Source organism: Pseudoxanthomonas mexicana (assembly GCF_046736355.1).
Taxonomy (GTDB): domain Bacteria; phylum Pseudomonadota; class Gammaproteobacteria; order Xanthomonadales; family Xanthomonadaceae; genus Pseudoxanthomonas_A; species Pseudoxanthomonas_A mexicana_B.
In genome coordinates this window covers 1,737,696-1,757,012 of record NZ_CP157201.1, presented here as the reverse complement: position 1 = coordinate 1,757,012, position 19,317 = coordinate 1,737,696, and the positions used below count along the sequence as shown (strand labels likewise).

Annotated in this window: 18 protein-coding genes and 2 pseudogenes; all 20 read left to right on the top strand. The window is 70.8% G+C overall.

Translation table 11 applies throughout. The features are described 5' to 3' along the window. Positions 1–172 precede the first annotated feature (172 nt). Positions 173–1,078, top strand: coding sequence for a restriction endonuclease (locus AAG688_RS08125; protein WP_411834833.1), 906 nt, complete (start codon positions 173–175; stop codon positions 1,076–1,078). After that, on the top strand, positions 1,063–1,707 hold the full coding sequence (locus AAG688_RS08120; protein ID WP_411834832.1) for a TetR/AcrR family transcriptional regulator: 645 nt from the start codon (positions 1,063–1,065) through the stop codon (positions 1,705–1,707). Before AAG688_RS08125 ends, AAG688_RS08120 begins: the two co-directional genes overlap by 16 nt. A 281-nt stretch (positions 1,708–1,988) precedes the next feature. Then, positions 1,989–2,516 carry a hypothetical protein gene (locus AAG688_RS08115; RefSeq protein WP_411834831.1) on the top strand — a complete coding sequence of 176 codons (528 nt, stop codon included), beginning with the start codon at positions 1,989–1,991 and terminating at the stop codon, positions 2,514–2,516. A gap of 415 nt (positions 2,517–2,931) precedes the next feature. Then, positions 2,932–4,380, top strand: a complete 1,449-nt coding sequence (locus tag AAG688_RS08110; protein ID WP_411834830.1) for a flagellin — start codon at positions 2,932–2,934, stop codon at positions 4,378–4,380. Between the two features lie 639 nt (positions 4,381–5,019). Continuing rightward, positions 5,020–6,417: a flagellar filament capping protein FliD gene (gene fliD, locus AAG688_RS08105; RefSeq protein ID WP_411834829.1), complete on the top strand. Its 1,398-nt coding sequence runs from the start codon at positions 5,020–5,022 to the stop codon at positions 6,415–6,417. A gap of 16 nt (positions 6,418–6,433) precedes the next feature. After that, complete coding sequence (gene fliS, locus AAG688_RS08100; RefSeq protein ID WP_411834828.1) at positions 6,434–6,853, top strand: flagellar export chaperone FliS; 420 nt, start codon at positions 6,434–6,436, stop codon at positions 6,851–6,853. Continuing rightward, positions 6,853–7,155: a hypothetical protein gene (locus AAG688_RS08095; RefSeq protein ID WP_411834827.1), complete on the top strand. Its 303-nt coding sequence runs from the start codon at positions 6,853–6,855 to the stop codon at positions 7,153–7,155. Before fliS ends, AAG688_RS08095 begins: the two co-directional genes overlap by 1 nt. Positions 7,156–7,159: 4 nt before the next feature. Beyond that, positions 7,160–7,753 (top strand): PilZ domain-containing protein, encoded by a 594-nt coding sequence (locus AAG688_RS08090; protein WP_411834826.1) that lies wholly within the window; start codon positions 7,160–7,162, stop codon positions 7,751–7,753. 198 nt (positions 7,754–7,951) lie between these two features. After that, entirely contained in the window at positions 7,952–8,587 is a 636-nt protein-coding gene (locus AAG688_RS08085; protein ID WP_411834825.1) for a response regulator, read from the top strand. Positions 8,588–8,983: 396 nt separating this feature from the next. Continuing rightward, positions 8,984–10,405, top strand: coding sequence for an RNA polymerase factor sigma-54 (rpoN, locus tag AAG688_RS08080; protein WP_411834824.1), 1,422 nt, complete (start codon positions 8,984–8,986; stop codon positions 10,403–10,405). A gap of 15 nt (positions 10,406–10,420) precedes the next feature. Then, positions 10,421–10,804 (top strand): response regulator transcription factor, encoded by a 384-nt coding sequence (locus AAG688_RS08075; protein WP_411834823.1) that lies wholly within the window; start codon positions 10,421–10,423, stop codon positions 10,802–10,804. Next, positions 10,801–11,950 (top strand): annotated as a pseudogene (locus AAG688_RS08070) (sigma-54 dependent transcriptional regulator); the annotation flags it as partial. The gene AAG688_RS08075 and the pseudogene AAG688_RS08070, both read left to right, overlap by 4 nt. Before the next feature lie 107 nt (positions 11,951–12,057). After that, positions 12,058–12,279: pseudogene (locus tag AAG688_RS08065) on the top strand (helix-turn-helix domain-containing protein); the annotation flags it as partial. Positions 12,280–12,352: 73 nt separating this feature from the next. Next, a complete protein-coding gene (gene fliE, locus AAG688_RS08060; RefSeq protein WP_411834822.1) occupies positions 12,353–12,703 on the top strand; it encodes a flagellar hook-basal body complex protein FliE in 351 nt (116 codons plus the stop codon). 53 nt (positions 12,704–12,756) lie between these two features. Then, on the top strand, positions 12,757–14,427 hold the full coding sequence (gene fliF, locus AAG688_RS08055; RefSeq protein ID WP_411834821.1) for a flagellar basal-body MS-ring/collar protein FliF: 1,671 nt from the start codon (positions 12,757–12,759) through the stop codon (positions 14,425–14,427). Continuing rightward, positions 14,420–15,442, top strand: coding sequence for a flagellar motor switch protein FliG (gene fliG, locus AAG688_RS08050; protein WP_411834820.1), 1,023 nt, complete (start codon positions 14,420–14,422; stop codon positions 15,440–15,442). Before fliF ends, fliG begins: the two co-directional genes overlap by 8 nt. Beyond that, complete coding sequence (locus AAG688_RS08045; protein WP_411834819.1) at positions 15,439–16,041, top strand: FliH/SctL family protein; 603 nt, start codon at positions 15,439–15,441, stop codon at positions 16,039–16,041. Before fliG ends, AAG688_RS08045 begins: the two co-directional genes overlap by 4 nt. Further along, entirely contained in the window at positions 16,038–17,429 is a 1,392-nt protein-coding gene (gene fliI, locus AAG688_RS08040) for a flagellar protein export ATPase FliI (protein WP_411834818.1), read from the top strand. The genes AAG688_RS08045 and fliI overlap by 4 nt, the downstream gene beginning before the upstream one ends. Further along, positions 17,426–17,884: a flagellar export protein FliJ gene (fliJ, locus tag AAG688_RS08035; RefSeq protein WP_411834817.1), complete on the top strand. Its 459-nt coding sequence runs from the start codon at positions 17,426–17,428 to the stop codon at positions 17,882–17,884. The genes fliI and fliJ overlap by 4 nt, the downstream gene beginning before the upstream one ends. A 2-nt stretch (positions 17,885–17,886) precedes the next feature. Beyond that, the gene (locus AAG688_RS08030) at positions 17,887–19,167 is read left to right on the top strand and encodes a flagellar hook-length control protein FliK (protein ID WP_411834962.1); all 1,281 of its coding nucleotides are present in this window, start codon (positions 17,887–17,889) and stop codon (positions 19,165–19,167) included. Positions 19,168–19,317: the final 150 nt, after the last annotated feature.

The window sequence follows — 19,317 nt, the reverse complement described above, 5'->3', positions numbered from 1 at the left end:
CCTTCTGTCCGGCCGGCGCCTCCATTGGCGGTCCATCACCGGCCGGCACGCCTGCGGCGGCAGCGCCGGCACACCTCGTACCCACAAGGCCACGGCCGGTTCATTACAATATGCGGCTTGCCTGCCGCTTCTTCGTGCCCCCATGCTCGCCTGGCTCATCGGATTCGTCGTCATGTTCCTGGCAGGGGCCGCCGCCAGCGGCTACCTGTGGCTGATCCGCCGCCGCCGCGACGAGTTGGAGGCCGGCCTCAAGGCCCTGGCCGACATGCGCTGGCGCGATTTCGTCCACCTGGTGCTGCAGGCGATGGGCGCGCGCGGCCTGCACAGGACGTATGCGCCGGATGAGGACGCCCGCGAGTCGCAGGGCGTGTTCACCCTGCAGAACGACGCCGGCAAGCGCTGGCTGCTGGCCTGCAAGCACGGCTCGGCCTACCGCATCGGGGTGGCGCCGGTGGTCGAGCTGGCGTCGAGCGTGCGGCTGGACGGCGCGGCCGGCGGCATCCTGGCCACCGAGGGCCATGCCGAGAAGGAAGGCCGCGACGCCGCGCAGAGCAACAACATCGAACTGCTCGGCGGGCGCCGGCTGTGGCCGCTGCTCAAGCCGCTGCTGGATGCGGAGCAGCGCCAGGAGATCGTCGGCAACGCCACCGCGCGCGCGCGCCGCCACGTCGCCATCGCCTGGCTGGCCGCGCTGGCGGCCGGCACGCTGACCGCGGTGGGCATCGGCGGCCTGATGCCGGATCCGCCGGCACCGGCGCCGGCGACGACCCCGGCCGGCGAAGCGCCCGCCAGGGCCGCCGAACCGGTCGTGCCCTACGTCGAGCCGACCGAGGACGAGATGGAGCAGCAACGCCAGGCCGTGGTCAAGGCCCTGCCGCAGGTGCCGGGGCTGGTCCGCGGCATCTGGCTGACCAAGCTGACGCTGGCGGTGGACCGCGAGATTCCCGAGTCCGAGGCCTGGCCGCTGATCTGCCAGCAGGTCGAGCTGTACCCGGACCTGCGCACCACGCGAATCCAGCTCAATCCGCCCGAGGGCAGCAACGAGCCGGTGCGCTGGCGGCAGTGCAAGACCCACTGACCGCCGTGGCGCGCGATACCCGCCAGCGCATCCTCGACGCCGCCCTGGCCATGTTCAACGCGCAGGGCGAGCCGCACGTCACCACCAACCACATCGCCGACGAGCTGGAAATCAGCCCGGGCAACCTGTACTACCACTTCCGCAACAAGGACGACATCATCGAGCAGTTGTTCGCGCGCTACGAACAGCGCATCGACGCCGCGCTCGCGCCGCCGGGCGATCGCCTGCCTGGGCTGGAGGACATCTGGCTGCAGCTGCACCTGGTGTTCGAGTGCATCTGGGACTACCGCTTCCTCAACCGCGACCTGGTCGAGATCCTCAGCCGCAACCGGCGGCTGCGGCTGCGCTTCGCGCGGCTGCTGCGGCGCGCCGACGACAGCGCCCACGCGGTGATGCGCGGCCTGTCGCAGGCCGGGGTGATGCGCGCCAGCGCCGGCGAACTGGCGGCCACCGCCACCAACGTGCTGCTGATCGCCACCTTCTGGCTGAACTACGCGGCCGTGCGCGGCGATCGCGACGAACAGGCCGCCATCGGCCAGGGCGCGGTGCAGGTGATGACGCTGCTGGCGCCGTTCCTGCGCGATGCCGAGCGCGAGTACCTGAACGGCTTGATCCGAGCCTACGCCTGAGCCGTCATCCCCGTGGGATCCGGTGTCCTGTCCTGTTCCCTGCCTGGAGTCGCTGGGTCCCCGCCTGCGCGGGGATGACGAGGTGAAAGGTTCCTGACACATCCTTCATTTCTGCGCATCCACGCGATCGTTGTCCGGTCGCGGCCGCAATCGGCGTATCAGGGTCTGTCGCCGCCGTCCTTGCGTGCATGCCCCTTCGTTGCCCCACATCGTCCAGGCCAACGTTCCCGGAACGCGGACATCAACCGCATCGCCGGTGGACGGCATGGCTGCCGTCGGGCATGGCCCTGCTGGCGGGCGCGCTCATCGCCGGGATGGCGTTGGCGCAGGATCCGCCGATGCTGGACGACTTCGATGACGATGCCCTGGTCGAGGCGCTGACCTGCCGCACCGCGCCGCAGCGGCTGCCTGCGCTGCTGCCGCGCCTGCGCCACGAACGCCCGGCCGATTTCACCCAGGCCGAGCGCCAGTATTCGCTGCCGCTGCTGGATCTGTACCGGCTGGATGCGCCGGTGCAGGCCTGGGGCCAGACCAGCGACGGCATCGTCATCGCCGACAACCGCGTGCTGATGGTGATCGAAGGCGATGCCGACGCGGTGGCCCGGCAACTGGACGAATACCTGCAACAGTCCAGCGCCAGCCCGCTGGCCGGCGCGCTGGACGAGATGCACGCGCTGATCGTCTATCCCGGCGACGTGCCGGGCCTGCAGGGCCGCGTGCTGCTGGGCTGCGAATACCGCTTCGCCGATCTGCGCCTGCTGGACGACGACGCCTTGCTGCCGCACTCGCATCCGATCACGTCGCGCTGATCCTTCCGCATGCGATGCGTGCACGCGCACGCATGCGTTGCCGATGCGCCTTGTGGTGAACGTGCGCAACCGCGTTTCAATCACGCGATACGCAAATCCCGCGCAGCGAGTTCCAGTGCGTCGTCGCCGTTGCCTTCGACCGCGTGGAATCGCCGGATTTCCGCCCGTGCGGCGATGATCGAAGTTTCCCTAAAGTTCCGCACGGAGCTGCCGAATAGGCATTCACGCCGCGCATCCGCCCCATGCGCCGCGCTAAGGGATGAAGCAAAAAAACGCAAGAACGCATTAAAGCTTCCCTGCCCCACGCCGTTAACCTTCTCAGCAGAGGACAGGGCCGCGCGAAACGGCAAACCCCTGCGGAGCCACCGGCAAGGCCCTAACCCCCGCCGGATTCCCCTTATCAGGAGACCCAGCAATGTCCATCATCAACACCAACACCATTGCACTGAATGCTCAGCGCAACCTGAACACCAACAGCGCCAGCCTGTCGACCACCATCCAGCGCCTGTCCTCGGGCCTGCGCATCAACAGCGCAAAGGATGACGCGGCCGGCCTGGCCATTTCCGAGCGCTTCACCACCCAGATCCGCGGCATGAACCAGGCCGCGCGCAACGCCAACGACGGCATCTCGCTGGCGCAGACCGCCGAAGGCGCGCTGGGCGAAATCGGCAATAACCTGCAGCGCATCCGCGAGCTGGCCGTGCAGTCGCGCAACGCCACCAACTCCGGCACCGACCGCGCCGCCCTGCAGGCCGAAGTCGCTCAGCTGAAGAGCGAAATCGACCGCGTTGCCGACCAGACTTCGTTCAACGGCACCAAGCTGCTGAACGGCAGCTTCACCAACCAGGCCTTCCAGGTCGGCGCCGACCAGGGCCAGCTCATCAACGTCGACGGCATCGTCAATGCCAAGATGAGTGCGCTCGGCAGCTGGACCAGCGTGGCGACGCCCGCCAACGTGGCCGGCGCGGCGCCGGCCGGCGTGACCTCCGGCGGCACCACGACCCCGGGCACCCTCTCCGTGGATCTCAGCTCGGCTGATCCCGAGGCTGCATTCAGCTTCTCGCTGGACGGCGGCACGACGACGCTGACGGTCGCGGCAGCAAGCGGTCGCAGTTCGGCGGACTTCTATACCGCGGTCGCGGCAGAAGTGACGGGTGTCACGGGCCTGAGCGCGGCGGCCTCCGCCAACGGTGTTGATTTCACCAACACGAGCGGCACCGCCGTCACGATCAGTGGCGGCATGACGGGCACCGTTGCCGCCCAGACCACCTCCGGTGGCACCACCACCTTCGCCGCCCTGAGCGGTGACGCCTTCACCATCAACGGGACCAACATCGAAGTCGCTGCCTCTGCCAATGCCGCGGAGCGCAGCAATGCCCTGGCCACCGCCATCAACGCCAGCAGCGCCGGCGTCACCGCCTCGGTGGTCGGCGGCGCCCTGCAACTGACTTCCGATGCCAACATCGTGATCGGCGGCACTTCGTCCGACCTGACCGCGCTGACCGGCCTGACCGCGGGCACCACGAACGTGGTGGCCGGCACCGCCCAGACCGGCTTTGCGGGCCTGGACATTTCCACGGTCGCCGGCGCCGACAACGCCATCCTGGCGATGGACGCGGCCCTGAGCGCGGTCAACTCCGCCCGCGCCGACCTGGGCGCCATCCAGAACCGCTTCACCTCGGTGGTGGCCAACCTGCAGACCACCTCGGAAAACCTGTCCGCCTCGCGCAGCCGCATCCGCGACGCCGACTTCGCCAAGGAAACGGCCGAGCTGTCGCGCACGCAGATCCTGCAGCAGGCCGGCACCGCGATGCTGGCGCAGGCCAACCAGATCCCGCAGAACGTGCTCAGCCTGCTGCGCTGATTGCACCCAAGCGGTATCGCGAAACGGTGGTACCCCGCCCCGCCTTCCGGCAATGGAAGGCGGGGTTTTTGTTGGGTTCTCATGGCAGATGGAGCCGAGCAAGCTCGGCTCTACATGCGCATCCTTGTAGAGCGGAGCTTGCTCCGCTGCTTCGCCCATCACCGGAAGGATGCGCCTTGGTGGAGCAAGCAGCCGAGCAAGCTCGGCTCTACATGCCCATCCTTGTAGAGCGGAGCTTGCTCCGCTGCTTCGGCCATCACCGGAAGGACTCCCCTGGTGGAGCAAGTGCAGCCGGGCAAGCTCGGCTCTACATGCGCATCCTTGTAGAGCGGAGCTTGCTCCGCTGCTTCGGCCATCACCGGAAGGATGCGCCTTGGTGGAGCAAGTGCAGCCGGGCAAGCTCGGCTCTACATGGCGGGGGAGAAGGTGTCCCGGGTCTCCGCCAAGGGCGGGACGACGGCTTTCCGTCGCGGGACAAAGCCCGGTTACGGGGCCGCGGGCGCCAGGATTCCGGCACGGTTCCTGCATCCGCAATTGCGATTAAAGAACGGTGCGGCAGCGCCGATACCCTTTCCAACCCGACGGCGTGCACGCCGCCGGGTGCTTGCATCCCCCGACCGGGGGAGACGGGAGACTGCAATGGCGGACTATTCCTTCGGCTACGGCGGCATCGGCTCCGGACTGGACATCAGCACGATGGTGACCCAGCTGGTGGCGGCCGACCGTGCGCCACAGGATGCCCGCCTGAACAAGCTGGAGGCGAACGCCAAGTTCAAGCTGTCCGGCCTGGGCACGGTCACCTCGGCCTTCGACGCGCTCAAGACCGCACTGGATACCCTGCAGAAGGCCGACGCGCTGGCCGCGCGCACGGTGACCTCCAGTTCCAGCGGGGGCAGTTCCGGCCAAGGCGGCACCGACACGGTGCTGGCCGCCAGCGTCGGCAAGAGCACGCCGACCGGCACTTACCAGGTGGAAGTGCTGTCGCTGGCCAGCGCGCACAAGCTGGTCGGCGCGGGCGTGGAAACGGGCACCAGCTTCGGCGCCGGCACCCTGCGGGTCGGCATCGGCGATGCCAGCGTCGATGTGGAGATTGCCGCCGGCGCCACGCTGGCCGACGTCCGCAGCGCGATCAACGCCGCCGCGGGCAAGCACGGGCTGCAGGCCTCCCTGCTGACCTCCGACGACGGCCAGCACCTGTCGCTGGCCTCGGCCAAGAGCGGCGCCGCCAGCGCCATCACGGTCAGCGTGCTGTCGGGTGATGACGGGCTGCAGGCGGTGGTGGACGGCCTGCAGGAGAAGTCGCCGGCCAGCGACGCGCGCGTGGCCATCGACGGGCTGGTGACCACCAGCAGCAGCAACACCGTCGCCGACGCGGTCCCCGGCCTGACCCTCAAGCTCAAGGGCACCGGCACCAGCAGCGTCGTGGTCGGCGCCGACCCCAGCGGCAGCCGCGCGGCGGTCGAGGGTTTCGTCAAGGCCTACAACGCCGCGCTCAACGCCGTGGCCACCGCCACCAGCTACAACGCCGAAACCAAGACCCCCTCCTCGCTGACCGGCGACGCGCAGATGCGCGGCGCGGTGGCGCAGCTGCGCGGCGTGATGGGCGACGTGCTGGGCACGCTGGCCGCCCAGGGCCTGGACGCGCGGACCCTGGGCCTGCAGACCCAGGGCCACCCCAACCCGAACGGCAACCTGGTCCTGGATGCCGCCAAGTTCGATGCCGCGATGACCGACAACGCGGCCAAGATCATCGCCGCCTTCACCGGCGAAGATGGCGTGGCCGCCAGGCTCAACAACGTCGTCAAGACCTACGTCGGCAGCGACGGCAGCCTCACTCTGCGCAAGAAGGGCCTGGACGACCAGGTCAAGGACGTGACCCGGCAGCGCGAAGCACTGGAACTGCGCATGTCCGCCGCCGCCGCGCGCTACAAGGCCCAGTTCGTGGCCCTGGACACGCTGATGGGGCAGATGACCACCACAAGCAATTACCTCGCGCAGCAAATCAGCGCGCTCGCGGCCCAGACACAGTCGCGCTGAGGCAAGGAGTATCCCGATGACCCTGAACAACTACGCGCAGCAGTACCGCCAGAACCACCTGGAGGGCACGGTGATGGAAGCCAGCCCGCACAGGCTGGTCGCCCTGCTGCTGGCCGGCGCCTGCGAGCGCATCCGCCTGGCCGAGGCGTGCATGGCGCGCGGCGACCTGGCGCGCAAGGGCAAGGCCATCGGCGAGGTCTGCGCGATCATCGGCCACCTCAACGGCTCGCTCGACCACGAGGCCGGCGGCGAGATCGCCGGCAGCCTGTCGTCGCTGTACGACTACGTGATCCGCCGCCTGACCGAGGCCAACCTCAACAACGACGAATCGGCGCTGCACGAATCGCTGGTACTGCTGGGCGAGATCGAGGCGGCCTGGAATGCCATTCCCGTCGAGCAGCAGCAGCGTCCCGCGGCGATGGGCGCGAGTGCGTGATGGACGCGGGGGTGCAGCTGTCGCGCCTGTTCGACGATCTGGACGACATGCACCAGGCGCTGCGGGCCGATGACCTGGACCGCCTGCAGTCGCTGATGACGCAGCACGACTGGGGCGTGCGCTGCTTCATGGAGGCCGAGGGCCACCGCGCCGATCCCGCCGAGCTGGCCCGCTTGCTGGCCGGGCAGCAGGATCTGCAGAAGGCGATGGAACGGGCCAGGCATGCCGCCTCGCGGCAGCTGCATGCCTCGCAGAAAGCCGGCCGCGCCAGCCGCGCCTATCTTTCGGTCGTCGGAGACTGAAGCCATGATCCCCACCCCTGCCATCGAGCATCCCGCCGAAACCGAATTGTTCGCCGAGGCGCTGACCTGCGACGTGGTGCTGCCGGCGCGCTTCGATCCGGCGCTTCGGCCGCTGCAGCCGCAGGCGGCCGAGGCGCTGCTGCTGGGGCTGGCGGTGGCCGAGGACGTGCGCAGCGAGGACAAGGACGACCACCGCAACGAACTGCCGCAGACCGTGCAGCGGATGGAAGCCAAGCTCGACCTGCTGGTGGGCCTGCTCGGCCGGCTGGCGCGACAGCGCGAAGGCGCCCTGCCGCTGCGGCCGCTGCGCTGGTCGCACCGCGGCCTGCGGCTGGACCTGGACGCGCCGGTCGAGGTGGCCAACGGCACCGAGGGCGTGGCGATGATCGAGCCGGCCGGCTGGCTGGGCGACTACATCGAACTGCCGGCCAGCGTGCTGGCCTCCATCCCCGGCGGCACCGGCACCCACCACCTGTGGCTGCGCTTCGGCCATCTCGCTCCCGGCCTGTCCGAGGCGCTGGAACGCCACCTGTTCCGCATGCACCGCAAGCAGATCGCCGAGGCCCGCCAGGCCGCGCTGAACGCCGCCGGCGGCTGAATCCGGCCCGCCCTTCGCAAGTTGCGTCCGCGGGCGCCGGTTTCCAGCACAACGCACGTCACATGCGGTTTTCGCCGGGGAAACATGCGAAATGCGACGTGCATCGGGATTCCGCCCGATCATCGGGATGAACGATTGGCCAACCCGGTTGCATTCCGTTAAGGTGGCCGTCCGTTTCAAACCGCTTCCGATGCCGCAGTGCGTGTCCTGATTGTCGATGACCATACGCTGGTGCGTGCCGGCATCAGCCGCCTGCTGCAGGGCGTGGCCGACATCGACGTGGTGGCCGAGGCCTGCAACGCCCAGCAGGCGCTGGACCTGGCCATCATCCACCGCCCGGACATCATCCTGCTCGACCTGTCCCTGCCCGACCGCAACGGGCTGGAACTGCTGCAGCCGCTGAAGGACGCGCTGCCGCAGGCCCGGGTCGTCATCATGTCGATGCACAACGACCCCGGCCAGGTGCGCAGCGCGCTGGACAAGGGCTGCGCCGGCTTCGTGGTCAAGGAAGCCGCGCCGATGGAACTGGAGCTGGCCATCCGCGCCGCCGCCGGTGGCCAGGTGTTCCTGAGCCCGCAGGTGTCTTCCAAGATGCTGGCGCCGCTGCTGGGCGACCGCCAGCGCCCCACCGGCATCGCCGCGCTGTCGCCGCGCCAGCGCGAGATCCTGCACAAGCTCGGCGGCGGCATGAGCAGCAAGGAAATCGCCGCCCACCTGGGCATCAGCGTCAAGACGGTGGAGACCCACCGCGCGCGGATGATGGAATCGCTGGGCTGCCGCCGCGCCAACGATCTGCTGCTGCTGGCGGCCAGGCACCAGCACGAACTGGCGTAGGCGGCCCTTCGCCGATCCTGCGGCGGCGCGATACAGGGCACTGCTGCTGTGTTGTGGGAGCGACGTGAGTCGCGACGCTTTCCTGCAAAGCGGTCGCGACTCACGTCGCTCCCACAACGACCGGTTGGAATGGGGTTTCCGCCGGCCCGGTGACGCCGCAACTGGCCCGGCCCTTGCAAGTACCGCGCGGTCGCCGCGTCAGGCGACGAAATCCCGTTGAAAACGCCCGCCCGCCATGACCAAAGTCTGGCGCTGTAGGGGTATTCCCGACATCCGGTCGGAAACATCCCGTCGCGGCTGGCGTTTCCCCTGATTTTTTTCCCGTCACCGCGCGCGCACAGTTTCCCCATGCCGCCGCATCGCCTCCGATGCGGCCTTGGATACCGGGGAAATGCGATGAAGAACGGCCTGTCCACCCAGCTCGGCCAACAGCTCCACCTGACGCCGCAGCTGCTGCAGTCGATCCGGCTGCTGCAGCTGGACGGCCTGCAGCTGGAGCAGGAAATCCGCCGCCTGCTGGAGCAGAACCCGGCGCTGGAACTGGACGAGTCGCAGCAGGCCGAGATCATCGACGCCGCCGCCCCGGTGGTGGCCGAGGCCGCCGCGCAGGACGTGGCCGCGTTCGACGAACTGCCCGAATCCTCGATGTGGGACGTGCCGGCGGCGAGCTGGTCCGACGGCGACGACGACCGCATGCAGCGCATCGCCGCCGGCGAATCGACCGACCTGCACGTGCGGGTGATGTCGAGGCTGGCGCTGGAGCTGGACGCCCGCGACCTGGAAATCGCCGCGTTCTGGCTGGACCACGCCGACGACAGCGGCTACCTGGAACAGGACCCGGCGGCGCTGGCGCTGCTGGCCGCGGCCCGCTTCGCGGTCACCCCGGCGCGGGCCGAGCGGGTGCGCCAGCGCATCCTGCACGGCGAATATACCGGCCTGGCCGCGCGCGACCTGCGCGAGTGCCTGCTGGCCCAGCTGCAGGCGCTGCCGGGCCGCGTGCCGGGCCGGGCGCTGGCCGCGCGCATCCTGCGCGAATGCCTGGAACTGCTGGCCGAGCACGACTACACCGCCATCGCCCGGCAACTGGACCTGGAATACGCGCAGGCCGAGGACGCCGCCCGCCTGATCCTCTCGCTCAACGGCCGCCCCGGCGAGTCCGCGGAAGATGCGCCGGCCCGCTACATCGTCCCCGACGTGGTCGCCTGGCACGCCGACTGCGCCTGGCGGGTGGCGCTGAACCCGGCCACCACGCCGCGCCTGTCGGTCTCCGGCAGCTACGAGCGCGGCCTGGACGGCGCCGGCGCCGGCGAGGCCACGCAGAAGCTGCGCGAACTGCTGCAGGAGGCCCGCTGGCTGACCCGCGGCCTGTCGATTCGCTACGACACCCTGCTGCGCACCGCCCGCGCCATCGTCGAGCGCCAAGCCGGCTTCCTGGCCCACGGCGACGAGGCGATGGCGCCGCTGACGCTGAAGGAGATCGCCGACGAGATCGGCATGCACGAGTCCACCGTCTCGCGCATCACCACCGGCAAGTACATGCAGACCCCGCGCGGCACCTTCGAGCTGAAGCACTTCTTCGCCGTGCGGCTGGAGGGCGCCAACGTCTCCGGCGCGGCGGTCAGGGCGATGGTGCGCCGGCTGATCGAGTCCGAGCCGGCGGCGCGGCCGCTGGCCGACGAGGCCATCGCCGGCCTGCTGGCCCGCCAGGGCATCCACATCGCCCGCCGCACGGTGGCCAAATACCGTGAACAGCTCGACATCGCTCCCGCTCGCCTGCGCAGACGCGGTAACGTTCCGGCTTTGGCAAAAGCCGGTTAACGGAGCGGAAGGAACATGAGCAAGATCACGGTGCTGCTGGTGGATGACCACGAAGGCTTCATCAACGCGGCGGTACGCCACCTGCGCAAGCTGGAATGGCTGGACATCGTCGGCCGCGCCAGCAACGGCCTGGAGGCCATCGAACGCTCCGAGGCGCTGCGCCCGGACGTGGTGCTGATGGACCTGGCCATGCCCGAGATGGGCGGCCTGCAGGCCACCCGCCTGATCAAGACCCAGGACGCGCCGCCCTTCGTGGTGATCGCCTCCCACTTCGACGACGCCGAGCACCGCGAGCACGCCTCGCGCGCCGGCGCCGACGAGTTCGTCAGCAAGCTTTCCTACATCCAGGAAGTCTTGCCCATCCTCGAAAGATTCAAAGAAGCGAAATCGCAGCCATGAGCGAATCCCGAATCCTCGTCATCGATGCCGAAGCCGCGCGCGCCGAACGCCTGACCGGCCTGCTCGAATTCATGGACCTGACCCCGCGCTGGGTGTCGGGCGCCGCCGACGTGGATTCGGGACGGCACCGCCCGACCGACTGGATGGCGCTGATCGTCGGCCGCATCGAAGACGCCGACGCCGCGCGGGTCTTCTTCGAATGGCTGGCGCGCGCGCCGCTGCCGCCGCCGGTGCTGCTGCTGGAGGGCGACACCGCCGCCTTCGCCCGCGCCTACGGCCTGCACGAGGCCTCGGTATGGCCGCTGGAGACGCCGATCCGCCACGCCCAGCTGGAGGCCTGCCTGCGCCGCGCCAGCCTCAAGCGGCTGGATTCCGAGCACCAGGCGCAGTCGGTGCACGCCACCGGCGGGCCGACCGGCAGCAGCCCGGCGGTCACCCAGCTGCGCCGGCTGATCGACCAGGTCGCCGCGTTCGACACCACCGTGCTGGTGCTCGGCGAATCGGGCACCGGCAAGGAGGTGGCCGCGCGCGCCGTGCACGAGAACTCGCCGCGCCGCGACGGCCCGTTCGTGGCCATCAACTGCGGCGCAATCCCGCCGGACCTGCTGGAGAGCGAGCTGTTCGGCCACGAGAAGGGCGCCTTCACCGGCGCGCTGAGCGCGCGCAAGGGCCGCTTCGAGATGGCCGAGGGCGGCACTCTGCTGCTGGACGAGATCGGCGACATGAGCCTGCCGATGCAGGTCAAGCTGCTGCGCGTGCTGCAGGAGCGCAGCTTCGAGCGCGTCGGCGGCAACCAGACCATCCGCTGCAACGTGCGGGTGATCGCCGCGACCCACCGCGACCTGGAGGATCGCATCGCCCAGGGCCTGTTCCGCGAGGACCTGTTCTACCGCCTCAACGTGTTCCCGATCGAGATGCCGGCCCTGCGCGATCGCACCGACGACCTGCCGGCGCTGGTGACCACCATCGCCGCGCAGCTGGCGCGCACCGGCCGCGGCGAGGTGCGCTTCGCCGCCGACACCCTGCAGGCGCTGAAGGCCTACCCGTGGCCGGGCAACGTGCGCGAGCTGACCAACCTGGTCGAGCGCCTGGCGGTGCTGCATCCGGGCGGGCTGGTGCGCGTGCAGGACCTGCCCAGGCGCTACCAGCCGGAAGGCTTCGACGCCAGCGTGGTCCAGGCCGCCGCCGCGCCCGTTTTTGCCGAGGCGCAGCCCGCCGCCGCGCCGGCCATCGTCACTGTCGCGGCCACGGCGGGCGAACCGGCGCCGGCCAGCGACCGCCTGCCCGAGGAAGGGCTGGACCTGCGCGAGCACATCGCCCGCATCGAGATGGCGCTGATCAAGGACGCGCTGGACCGTGCCGGCGGCGTGGTCGCCCATGCCGCCCAGCTGCTGGGCCTGCGCCGCACCACCCTGGTGGAGAAGCTGCGCAAGTACGGCGTCGAGCGCGAGGAGACGCTGGCGACGGAAAACTGACGAGCCCGCCGCCGCGGTTGCGGCACGGCTCTTGCAGTGAAGGGGGCAAGCACCGACGCAAGCAGTCCAGCCCATGTCCGACGTCTCCGCCATCCTCTCGCAAATCCGCAGCTACCAGAGCCAGATCGGCACGCGCGGGCTGGAAGCGGCGCCCAACCCGAACGCGGTCGACTTCGGCCGGCAGGCGCCGGCGGTCAAGCCGGCCAGCTTCGGCGAGACGCTGCAGAACGCGCTGCAGGGGGTCAACAACATCCAGAAGGAATCCGGCGCGCTGGCGCAGGCGTTCGAGCTGGGCGACCCGCGCGCCGACCTGGCGCGGGTGATGGTCGCCGCGCAGCAGTCGCAGGTCGCCTTCCGCGCCACCGTCGAAGTCCGCAACCGCCTCGTCCAGGCCTACCAGGACGTGATGAACATGCCGCTGTAACGCCCCGCACCGACCGATAGCACGCCCACGCAGCAAGCAGGAACCCGCACCTCATGGCCCTCGCCGTCACCAAGGACTCGCTGAAGGAAACGCTCTCCGCCGACAAGGCCGGCGCCGCGCTGACGCGCCTGCAGAACATGCAGGTGTTCCGCCAGCTGGGCACGCTGCTGCTGATCGCCGGCGCGATGGCGGTCGGGCTGATGGTGTTCTTCTGGTCGCAGAAGCCCAACTACAGCCCGCTCTACACCGGGCTGGACGCCAAGGCCACCGTCGAGGCGACCGACCTGCTGCGCGCCTCCGGCATCCCCTTCCAGCTGGACCAGGCCACCGGCGCGATCTCGGTGCCGGAAGCCAACCTGCACGACGCCCGCCTGAAGCTGGCCGCCTCCGGCCTGACCGACAGCGGCGGCCGGCTCGGCTTCGAGCTGATGGAGCGCGACCCGGGCTTCGGCGTCAGCCAGTTCGTCGAGAACGCGCGCTACCAGCACGCGCTGGAGACCGAGCTGGTGCGCACCATCACCACCCTGCGCCCGGTGCGCGACGCCCGCGTGCACCTGGCCATGCCCAAGCCGAGCGCGTTCACCCGCCAGCGCGAGGCCGCCAGCGCCTCGGTGGTGCTGGACCTGCGCAGCGGCACCCTGCTGGAGCGCAACCAGGTCGACGCCATCGTCCACCTGGTCGCCTCCTCGATCCCGGACCTGGCGCCGGAACGGGTGACCGTGGTCGACCAGAGCGGGCGCATGCTCACCGTCACCGATCCCGACAGCGAGGCGGCGCTGAACGCGGCCCAGTTCGAGCGCGTGCGCAAGCTGGAGACCTCCTACAACCAGCGCATCCGCGAACTGCTGGAACCGCTGACCGGCCCCGGCCGGGTCAACGCCGAGGTCGCGGTGGACATGGACTTCTCGGTCAGCGAGGAGGCCCGCGAGACCTTCAACAACGACCCGGCCAAGATCCGCAGCGAGCAGGTCAGCCAGAACACCGTCAGCAAGCCGGGGCCGGAAGGCATCCCCGGCGCGACCAGCAACACCCCGCCGGGCGCGCCGGCCGCCGCCGCCAACCCCGACGCGCCGGTCGAGACCGCCAGCAGCGCGACCCGCAACTTCGAGATGGACCGCACCCTGCAGCACACCCGCCAGCCGGCCGGTCGCCTGCGACGGGTCACCGTGGCGGTGCTGGTGGACCACCTGCCCCGCCCCGGCGCCGACGGCAAGGTCACGATGGTGCCGATGGACGCGGCCACCCTGTCGCGGGTCGAGTCGCTGGTGCGCGAGGCGGTCGGCTTCGACGCCGCGCGCGGCGACTCGGTGTCGGTGATGAACGCCCCGTTCGTGCGCGAGCCGGACGCCGCGGCCGAGGACGCGCCGATCTGGCAGCACCCGATCCTGCACAACCCGATGGTGCGCGACATCGCGCGCTGGACGCTGGGCGCGCTGGTGGCGCTGGCGCTGCTGTTCGGCGTGCTGCGCCCGGCCATCCGCCAGATCGTCCAGCCGCGGGCGCTGCCGCGCCCGGCGCCGCCGAACGCCGAGGTCACCCTGCTCGACCAGGACGACGACGAGGCCGCCCTGGCCGCCCTGCGCGACCAGGCGCACGCCCCGCAGCACCACGCGCTGCCTTCCGACGCCTACGAGGACCGGCTGCGCAACGCGCGCGAGGCGGTGAAGCACGATTCCAAGCAGGTCGCGCAGGTGGTCAAGGACTGGGTGGCCAGCGATGAGTAGCCCCAGCGCCAACGCCAATGCCAACGCCCTCAGCGGCGTGCAGCGCGCGGCCGTGCTGCTGCTGTCGCTGGGCGAGAACGACGCGGCCGAAGTGCTCAAGCACATGGACCCGAAGGAAGTGCAGAAGCTCGGCCTGGCGATGGCGACCATGAGCGGGGTGACCCGCGAGCAGGTCATGCACGTGATGAACGACTTCAACCACGCGCTGGACCGGCAGACCTCGCTGGGCGTGGGCGCCGACGACTACATCCGCAACGTGCTGATCCAGGCGCTGGGCGCGGAGAAGGCCGGCGGCCTGATCGACCGCATCCTGCTGGGCCGCAACACCACCGGCCTGGACACCCTGAAGTGGATGGACGCGCGCTCGATCGCCGACCTGGTCCGCAACGAGCACCCGCAGATCATCGCCATCGTGCTCTCGCACCTGGACGGCGACCACGCCGCCGACACCCTGAAGATGCTGCCCGAGCGCGCCCGCGCCGACGTGCTGCTGCGCATCGCCACGCTGGACGGCATCCCGCCCAACGCGCTCAACGAGCTCAACGAGATCATGGAGCGCCAGTTCGCCGGCAACCAGAACCTCAAGTCGTCCACCATCGGCGGCGTCAAGGTGGCGGCCAACATCCTCAACTTCATGGACTCCGGCCAGGACCAGGCCATCCTCGGCACCATCGGCCAGGTCGACGCCGAACTGGGCGCGCGCATCCAGGACCTGATGTTCGTGTTCGACAACCTGGTGGACCTGGACGATCGCGAGTTGCAGGCGATGCTGCGCGAGGTGCCCAACGACCGCCTCGGCCTGGCCCTGCGCGGCGCCGACGCCCGCGTGCGCGAGAAGATCACCCGCAACATGTCCCAGCGCGCCGCGCAGATCCTGCTGGAGGACATGGAGGCGCGCGGTCCGGTGCGCCTGTCCGACGTCGAGGGCGCGCAGAAGGAAATCCTCGCCATCGTCCGCCGGCTGGCCGACCAGGGCGTCATCTCGCTTACCGCCAGCAATGAGGAGATGGTATGACCGAGCCCGTGCGCTGGCTGGCCCCGCCGCTCAACTTCGTCCAGCGCAAGGCGGAGGACGTGCCGATGCCGCGCCCGCCGAGCGTGGAGGAGATCCAGGCCATCGAGCAGGCCGCCTACGACGAGGGCATGGAGCGCGGCCGCAGCGAGGGCTACGCCGAAGGCTTCGCCCAGGGCCAGCAGGACGTGCGCCGGCTGGCCGCGCAGATCGAGGGCATCCTGGACAACTTCTCGCGCCCGCTGGACCGGCTGGAGAACGAAGTGGTCGCCGCCCTGTCCGAGCTGGCCGTGCGCATCGCCGGCAGCCTGGTCGGCCGCGCCTACCAGGCCGATCCGGTCCTGCTGCAGGAACTGGCCACCACCGCGCTGGACGCGGTCGGCGGCGCCAACCGCGAGGTCGAGGTGCGCATGCATCCTGACGACATCGCGGCGGTCGCGCCGGTGCTGTCGCTGATGCCGGCCACCCGCCTGACCGCCGACACCGCGCTCAGCCGCGGCGACCTGCGCGTGCACGCCGAGAGCGTGCGCATCGACGGCACCCTGGAGGCGCGCCTGCGCGGCGCGCTGGAAACCGTACTCAACCGCGGGGTGCAGGCATGAGCGCGCAACCGCTGGACTGGCTGCAGGCGCGCGATCTGCGCCTGGCCGCGCGGCTGTCGCAGATTCGCCCCGAGCTGGGCGGGCGCGGCCTGATCCGCGAGGGCATCCTGCGCCGCGCGGTCGGCCTGACCCTGGAGGCGATCGGCTGCGAGGCGCCGATGGGCGCCACCTGCAAGGTCGAGGTCGCCGACGGCGGCTGGGTCGACGCCGAGGTGGTCGGCTTCGCCGGCGAGCGCACTTACCTGATGCCCAGCGCCGAACTGCACGGCCTGCTGCCCAATGCGCGGGTGGTGCCGTCGCGCCGCCGCGGCGGCGTGGAGGTGGGCGAAGGCCTGCTCGGCCGCGTCATCGACAGCGACGGCGTGCCGCTGGACGGGCGCGGCCCGATCCGCGCCGAGGGCACCGTCGGCCTGTCCGGCGTGGCGATCAACCCGCTCTCGCGCGAACCCATCACCCAGCCGCTGGACGTGGGCGTGCGCGCGATCAACGCGCTGCTGCCGATCGGCCGCGGCCAGCGCGTGGGCCTGTTCGCCGGCTCCGGCGTGGGCAAGTCGACGCTGCTGGGCATGATGACCCGCTACACCGCCGCCGACGTGATCGTCGTGGGACTCATCGGCGAGCGCGGCCGCGAAGTGCGCGATTTCGTCGAGACCACGCTGGGCCCGACCGGCCTGACCCGCGCGGTGGTGGTGGCCAGCCCGGCCGACCGGCCACCGCTGGCACGCCTGCAGGGCGCCTACCGCGCCACCGCGATCGCCGAGTGGTTCCGCGACCAGGGCCTGAACGTGCTGCTGCTGATGGACTCGCTGACCCGCTTCGCCCAGGCCCAGCGCGAGATCGGCCTGTCGGTCGGCGAGCCGCCGACCACCCGCGGCTACCCGCCGTCGGTGTTCGCGCGGCTGCCGGCGCTGGTCGAGCGCGCCGGCAACGGCTCGGCCGGGCGCGGCTCGATCACCGCCTTCTACACCGTGCTGACCGAGGGCGACGACCCGCAGGATCCGATCGCCGACGCCGCACGCGCCATCCTCGACGGCCACATCCTGCTCTCGCGCCGGGTCGCCGACAGCGGCCTGTACCCGGCCATCGACGTCGAATCCTCGGTCAGCCGCGTGGTCACCGAGATCGCCGACGAGACCTGGCGCGACCGCATCCGCAAGCTCAAGCGGCTGCTGTCGGCCTACAACAGCAACCGCGACCTCATCGCCATCGGCGCCTACCAGCGCGGCAACGATCCCACCGTGGACGAAGCGCTGGAACGGTGGCCGGAAATCGTCGAATTCCTCGGTCAGGACGTCGCCCGCGCCGCCAATCTGGACCACAGCCGGCAAGCCCTCGAAGACCTGGTCGAACGCAGTCAGCAAGCAGCACGCCAAGGAACATCGCCATGAAGCAGTCCCGCCGAATCGACCCCTTGCTGCGCCGCGCGCAGGAACACGAGGACAACGTCGCCCGCGACCTGGCCGAGCGCCAGCGCACGCTGGCGATGCACGAGTCGCGGCTGGAGGAACTGCGGCGCTACGCCGAGGAATACGCCAACAGCCAGATGGCCGCCACCAGCCCGGCGCAGCTGGCCAACCGCCGCGCCTTCCTCGACCGCATCGACGACGCGCTCAAGCAGCAGGCGCAGACCGTGGACCGCAGCCGCGCCAGCGTCGGCATCGAGCGCGACCGCCTGCTGCTGGCCAGCCGCGACAAGCAGGTGCTGGAACAGCTCGCCGCCAGCTACCGGGTGCAGGAGCGCGCGGTGATCGAACGCCGCGACCAGCGCGAGATGGACGACCTGGGCGCGCGCCGCTCGCGCCTGGCCAGCGTCGCCGCGCAGGAAGGCGAGGAGCGCTCGTGAAGATGACCAACGCCGTGCTCAACCTCGGCCAGCCGCCGGCCAAGGCCGGCAACGGCGCGTCGCGCGAGGCCGGCGAGACCGGTGCCGCGCCGTTCGAGCGCTGGATGCGGCCGGCTTCCGCAACCGGCAAGGACACCTCCCCGGCCGCGCGGCCATCCGCCAGGTCGTCCGCCGGCATGAAGGAATCCGCCCCGTCCGGCGACGGCCGCAGCGGCGCGCTGCGCCAGGCCCAGGCGCGCAAGGCCACGCCCCAGGACGAGCCCCCCGCCACCGCCGGCATGCCGGTGATGCCCCCCTTGCAGGCGCCGGACGCGCTGCAGCCCGCGGTTCCGGCACTGCCGGCGCCCGGGCTCGACGCGGCCGACGCGATGCTGCCGGCGTTCGACCCGATGGCACCGGTCATCCCGGCGGATGCGCTGTCCATGCCGGCCCTCGACCCCGGTGTCGCGGGCGGTCAGGTACCGTTTGGTGCCGCCAGCGGCACCGCGCCGATGCAGCCTGTCCCGCCGGCAACCCCCGATGCCATTGCGTCCGCCGTGGCGACCGCGCTTCCCCAGGCCGCCGCCATCGCCGACGGTGGCAATGCCGCCGCCCCGGATCTGCCGCTGGCCGGCAACCCGCCGCTTCCCGCTCCGGCAGCGGCCACCACGACCACCCTGCCCGGCCTGCTGACCTTCGCCCAGCAACTGGCCGCGCAACCGCAGGCCGCTGCCGCCCCGGAAATCCTGGCGCCGTTGCGCGACCTGGCCGAGCGCTTCGACGCCGGCGCCGACGCGGACGCCACCCCGCTGCTCAACGCGATGGCGGGTACGCCGACCCCGGCGCTGGGCCTGGCCCGCACCGCCACCGTCAACCCGCTGGAAGCGCCGATGCCGGAGCTGCGCAGCGAGCAGTTCGAGGAAGCCATCGGCACCCGCTTGGGCTGGATGGCCGAGCAGAAGATCGGCCATGCGCACATCCGGGTGAATCCCAACGAGCTGGGCGCCATCGAGATCCGCCTGCGGCTGGACGGCGAGCGCGTGCACGCCGACTTCAGCGCCGCCCAGCCGGAAGTCCGGCAGGCGCTGGAGAACAGCCTGCCGCGCCTGCGCGAGATGCTGGGCCAGCACGGCTTCCAGCTGGCGCAGGCCGACGTCGGCCACCGCCAGCAATCCGACGGCCGCGCGGATGAAGCCTCCGCCGCCCGCGGCGGCGGCGAGGACGGCGCGAACGCCGGGGTCGAACAGGCCGCGCCGGCGCCGGTCCGGCTCATCCATCGCGGCCTGCTCGACGCCTACGCCTGATCCGCCGGGTTCCGCCACGGCCGGCGGCCCGTGCCGGCCGCCACGACGGAAATCCGTCCCGCCGGCGTTCGCCGATGCGCTCCTGCGGACGGCGCCCGCGTGACCACCGTCACATGACGGTGCCGGCTTTCCGCGCCTGACGCGACGCAC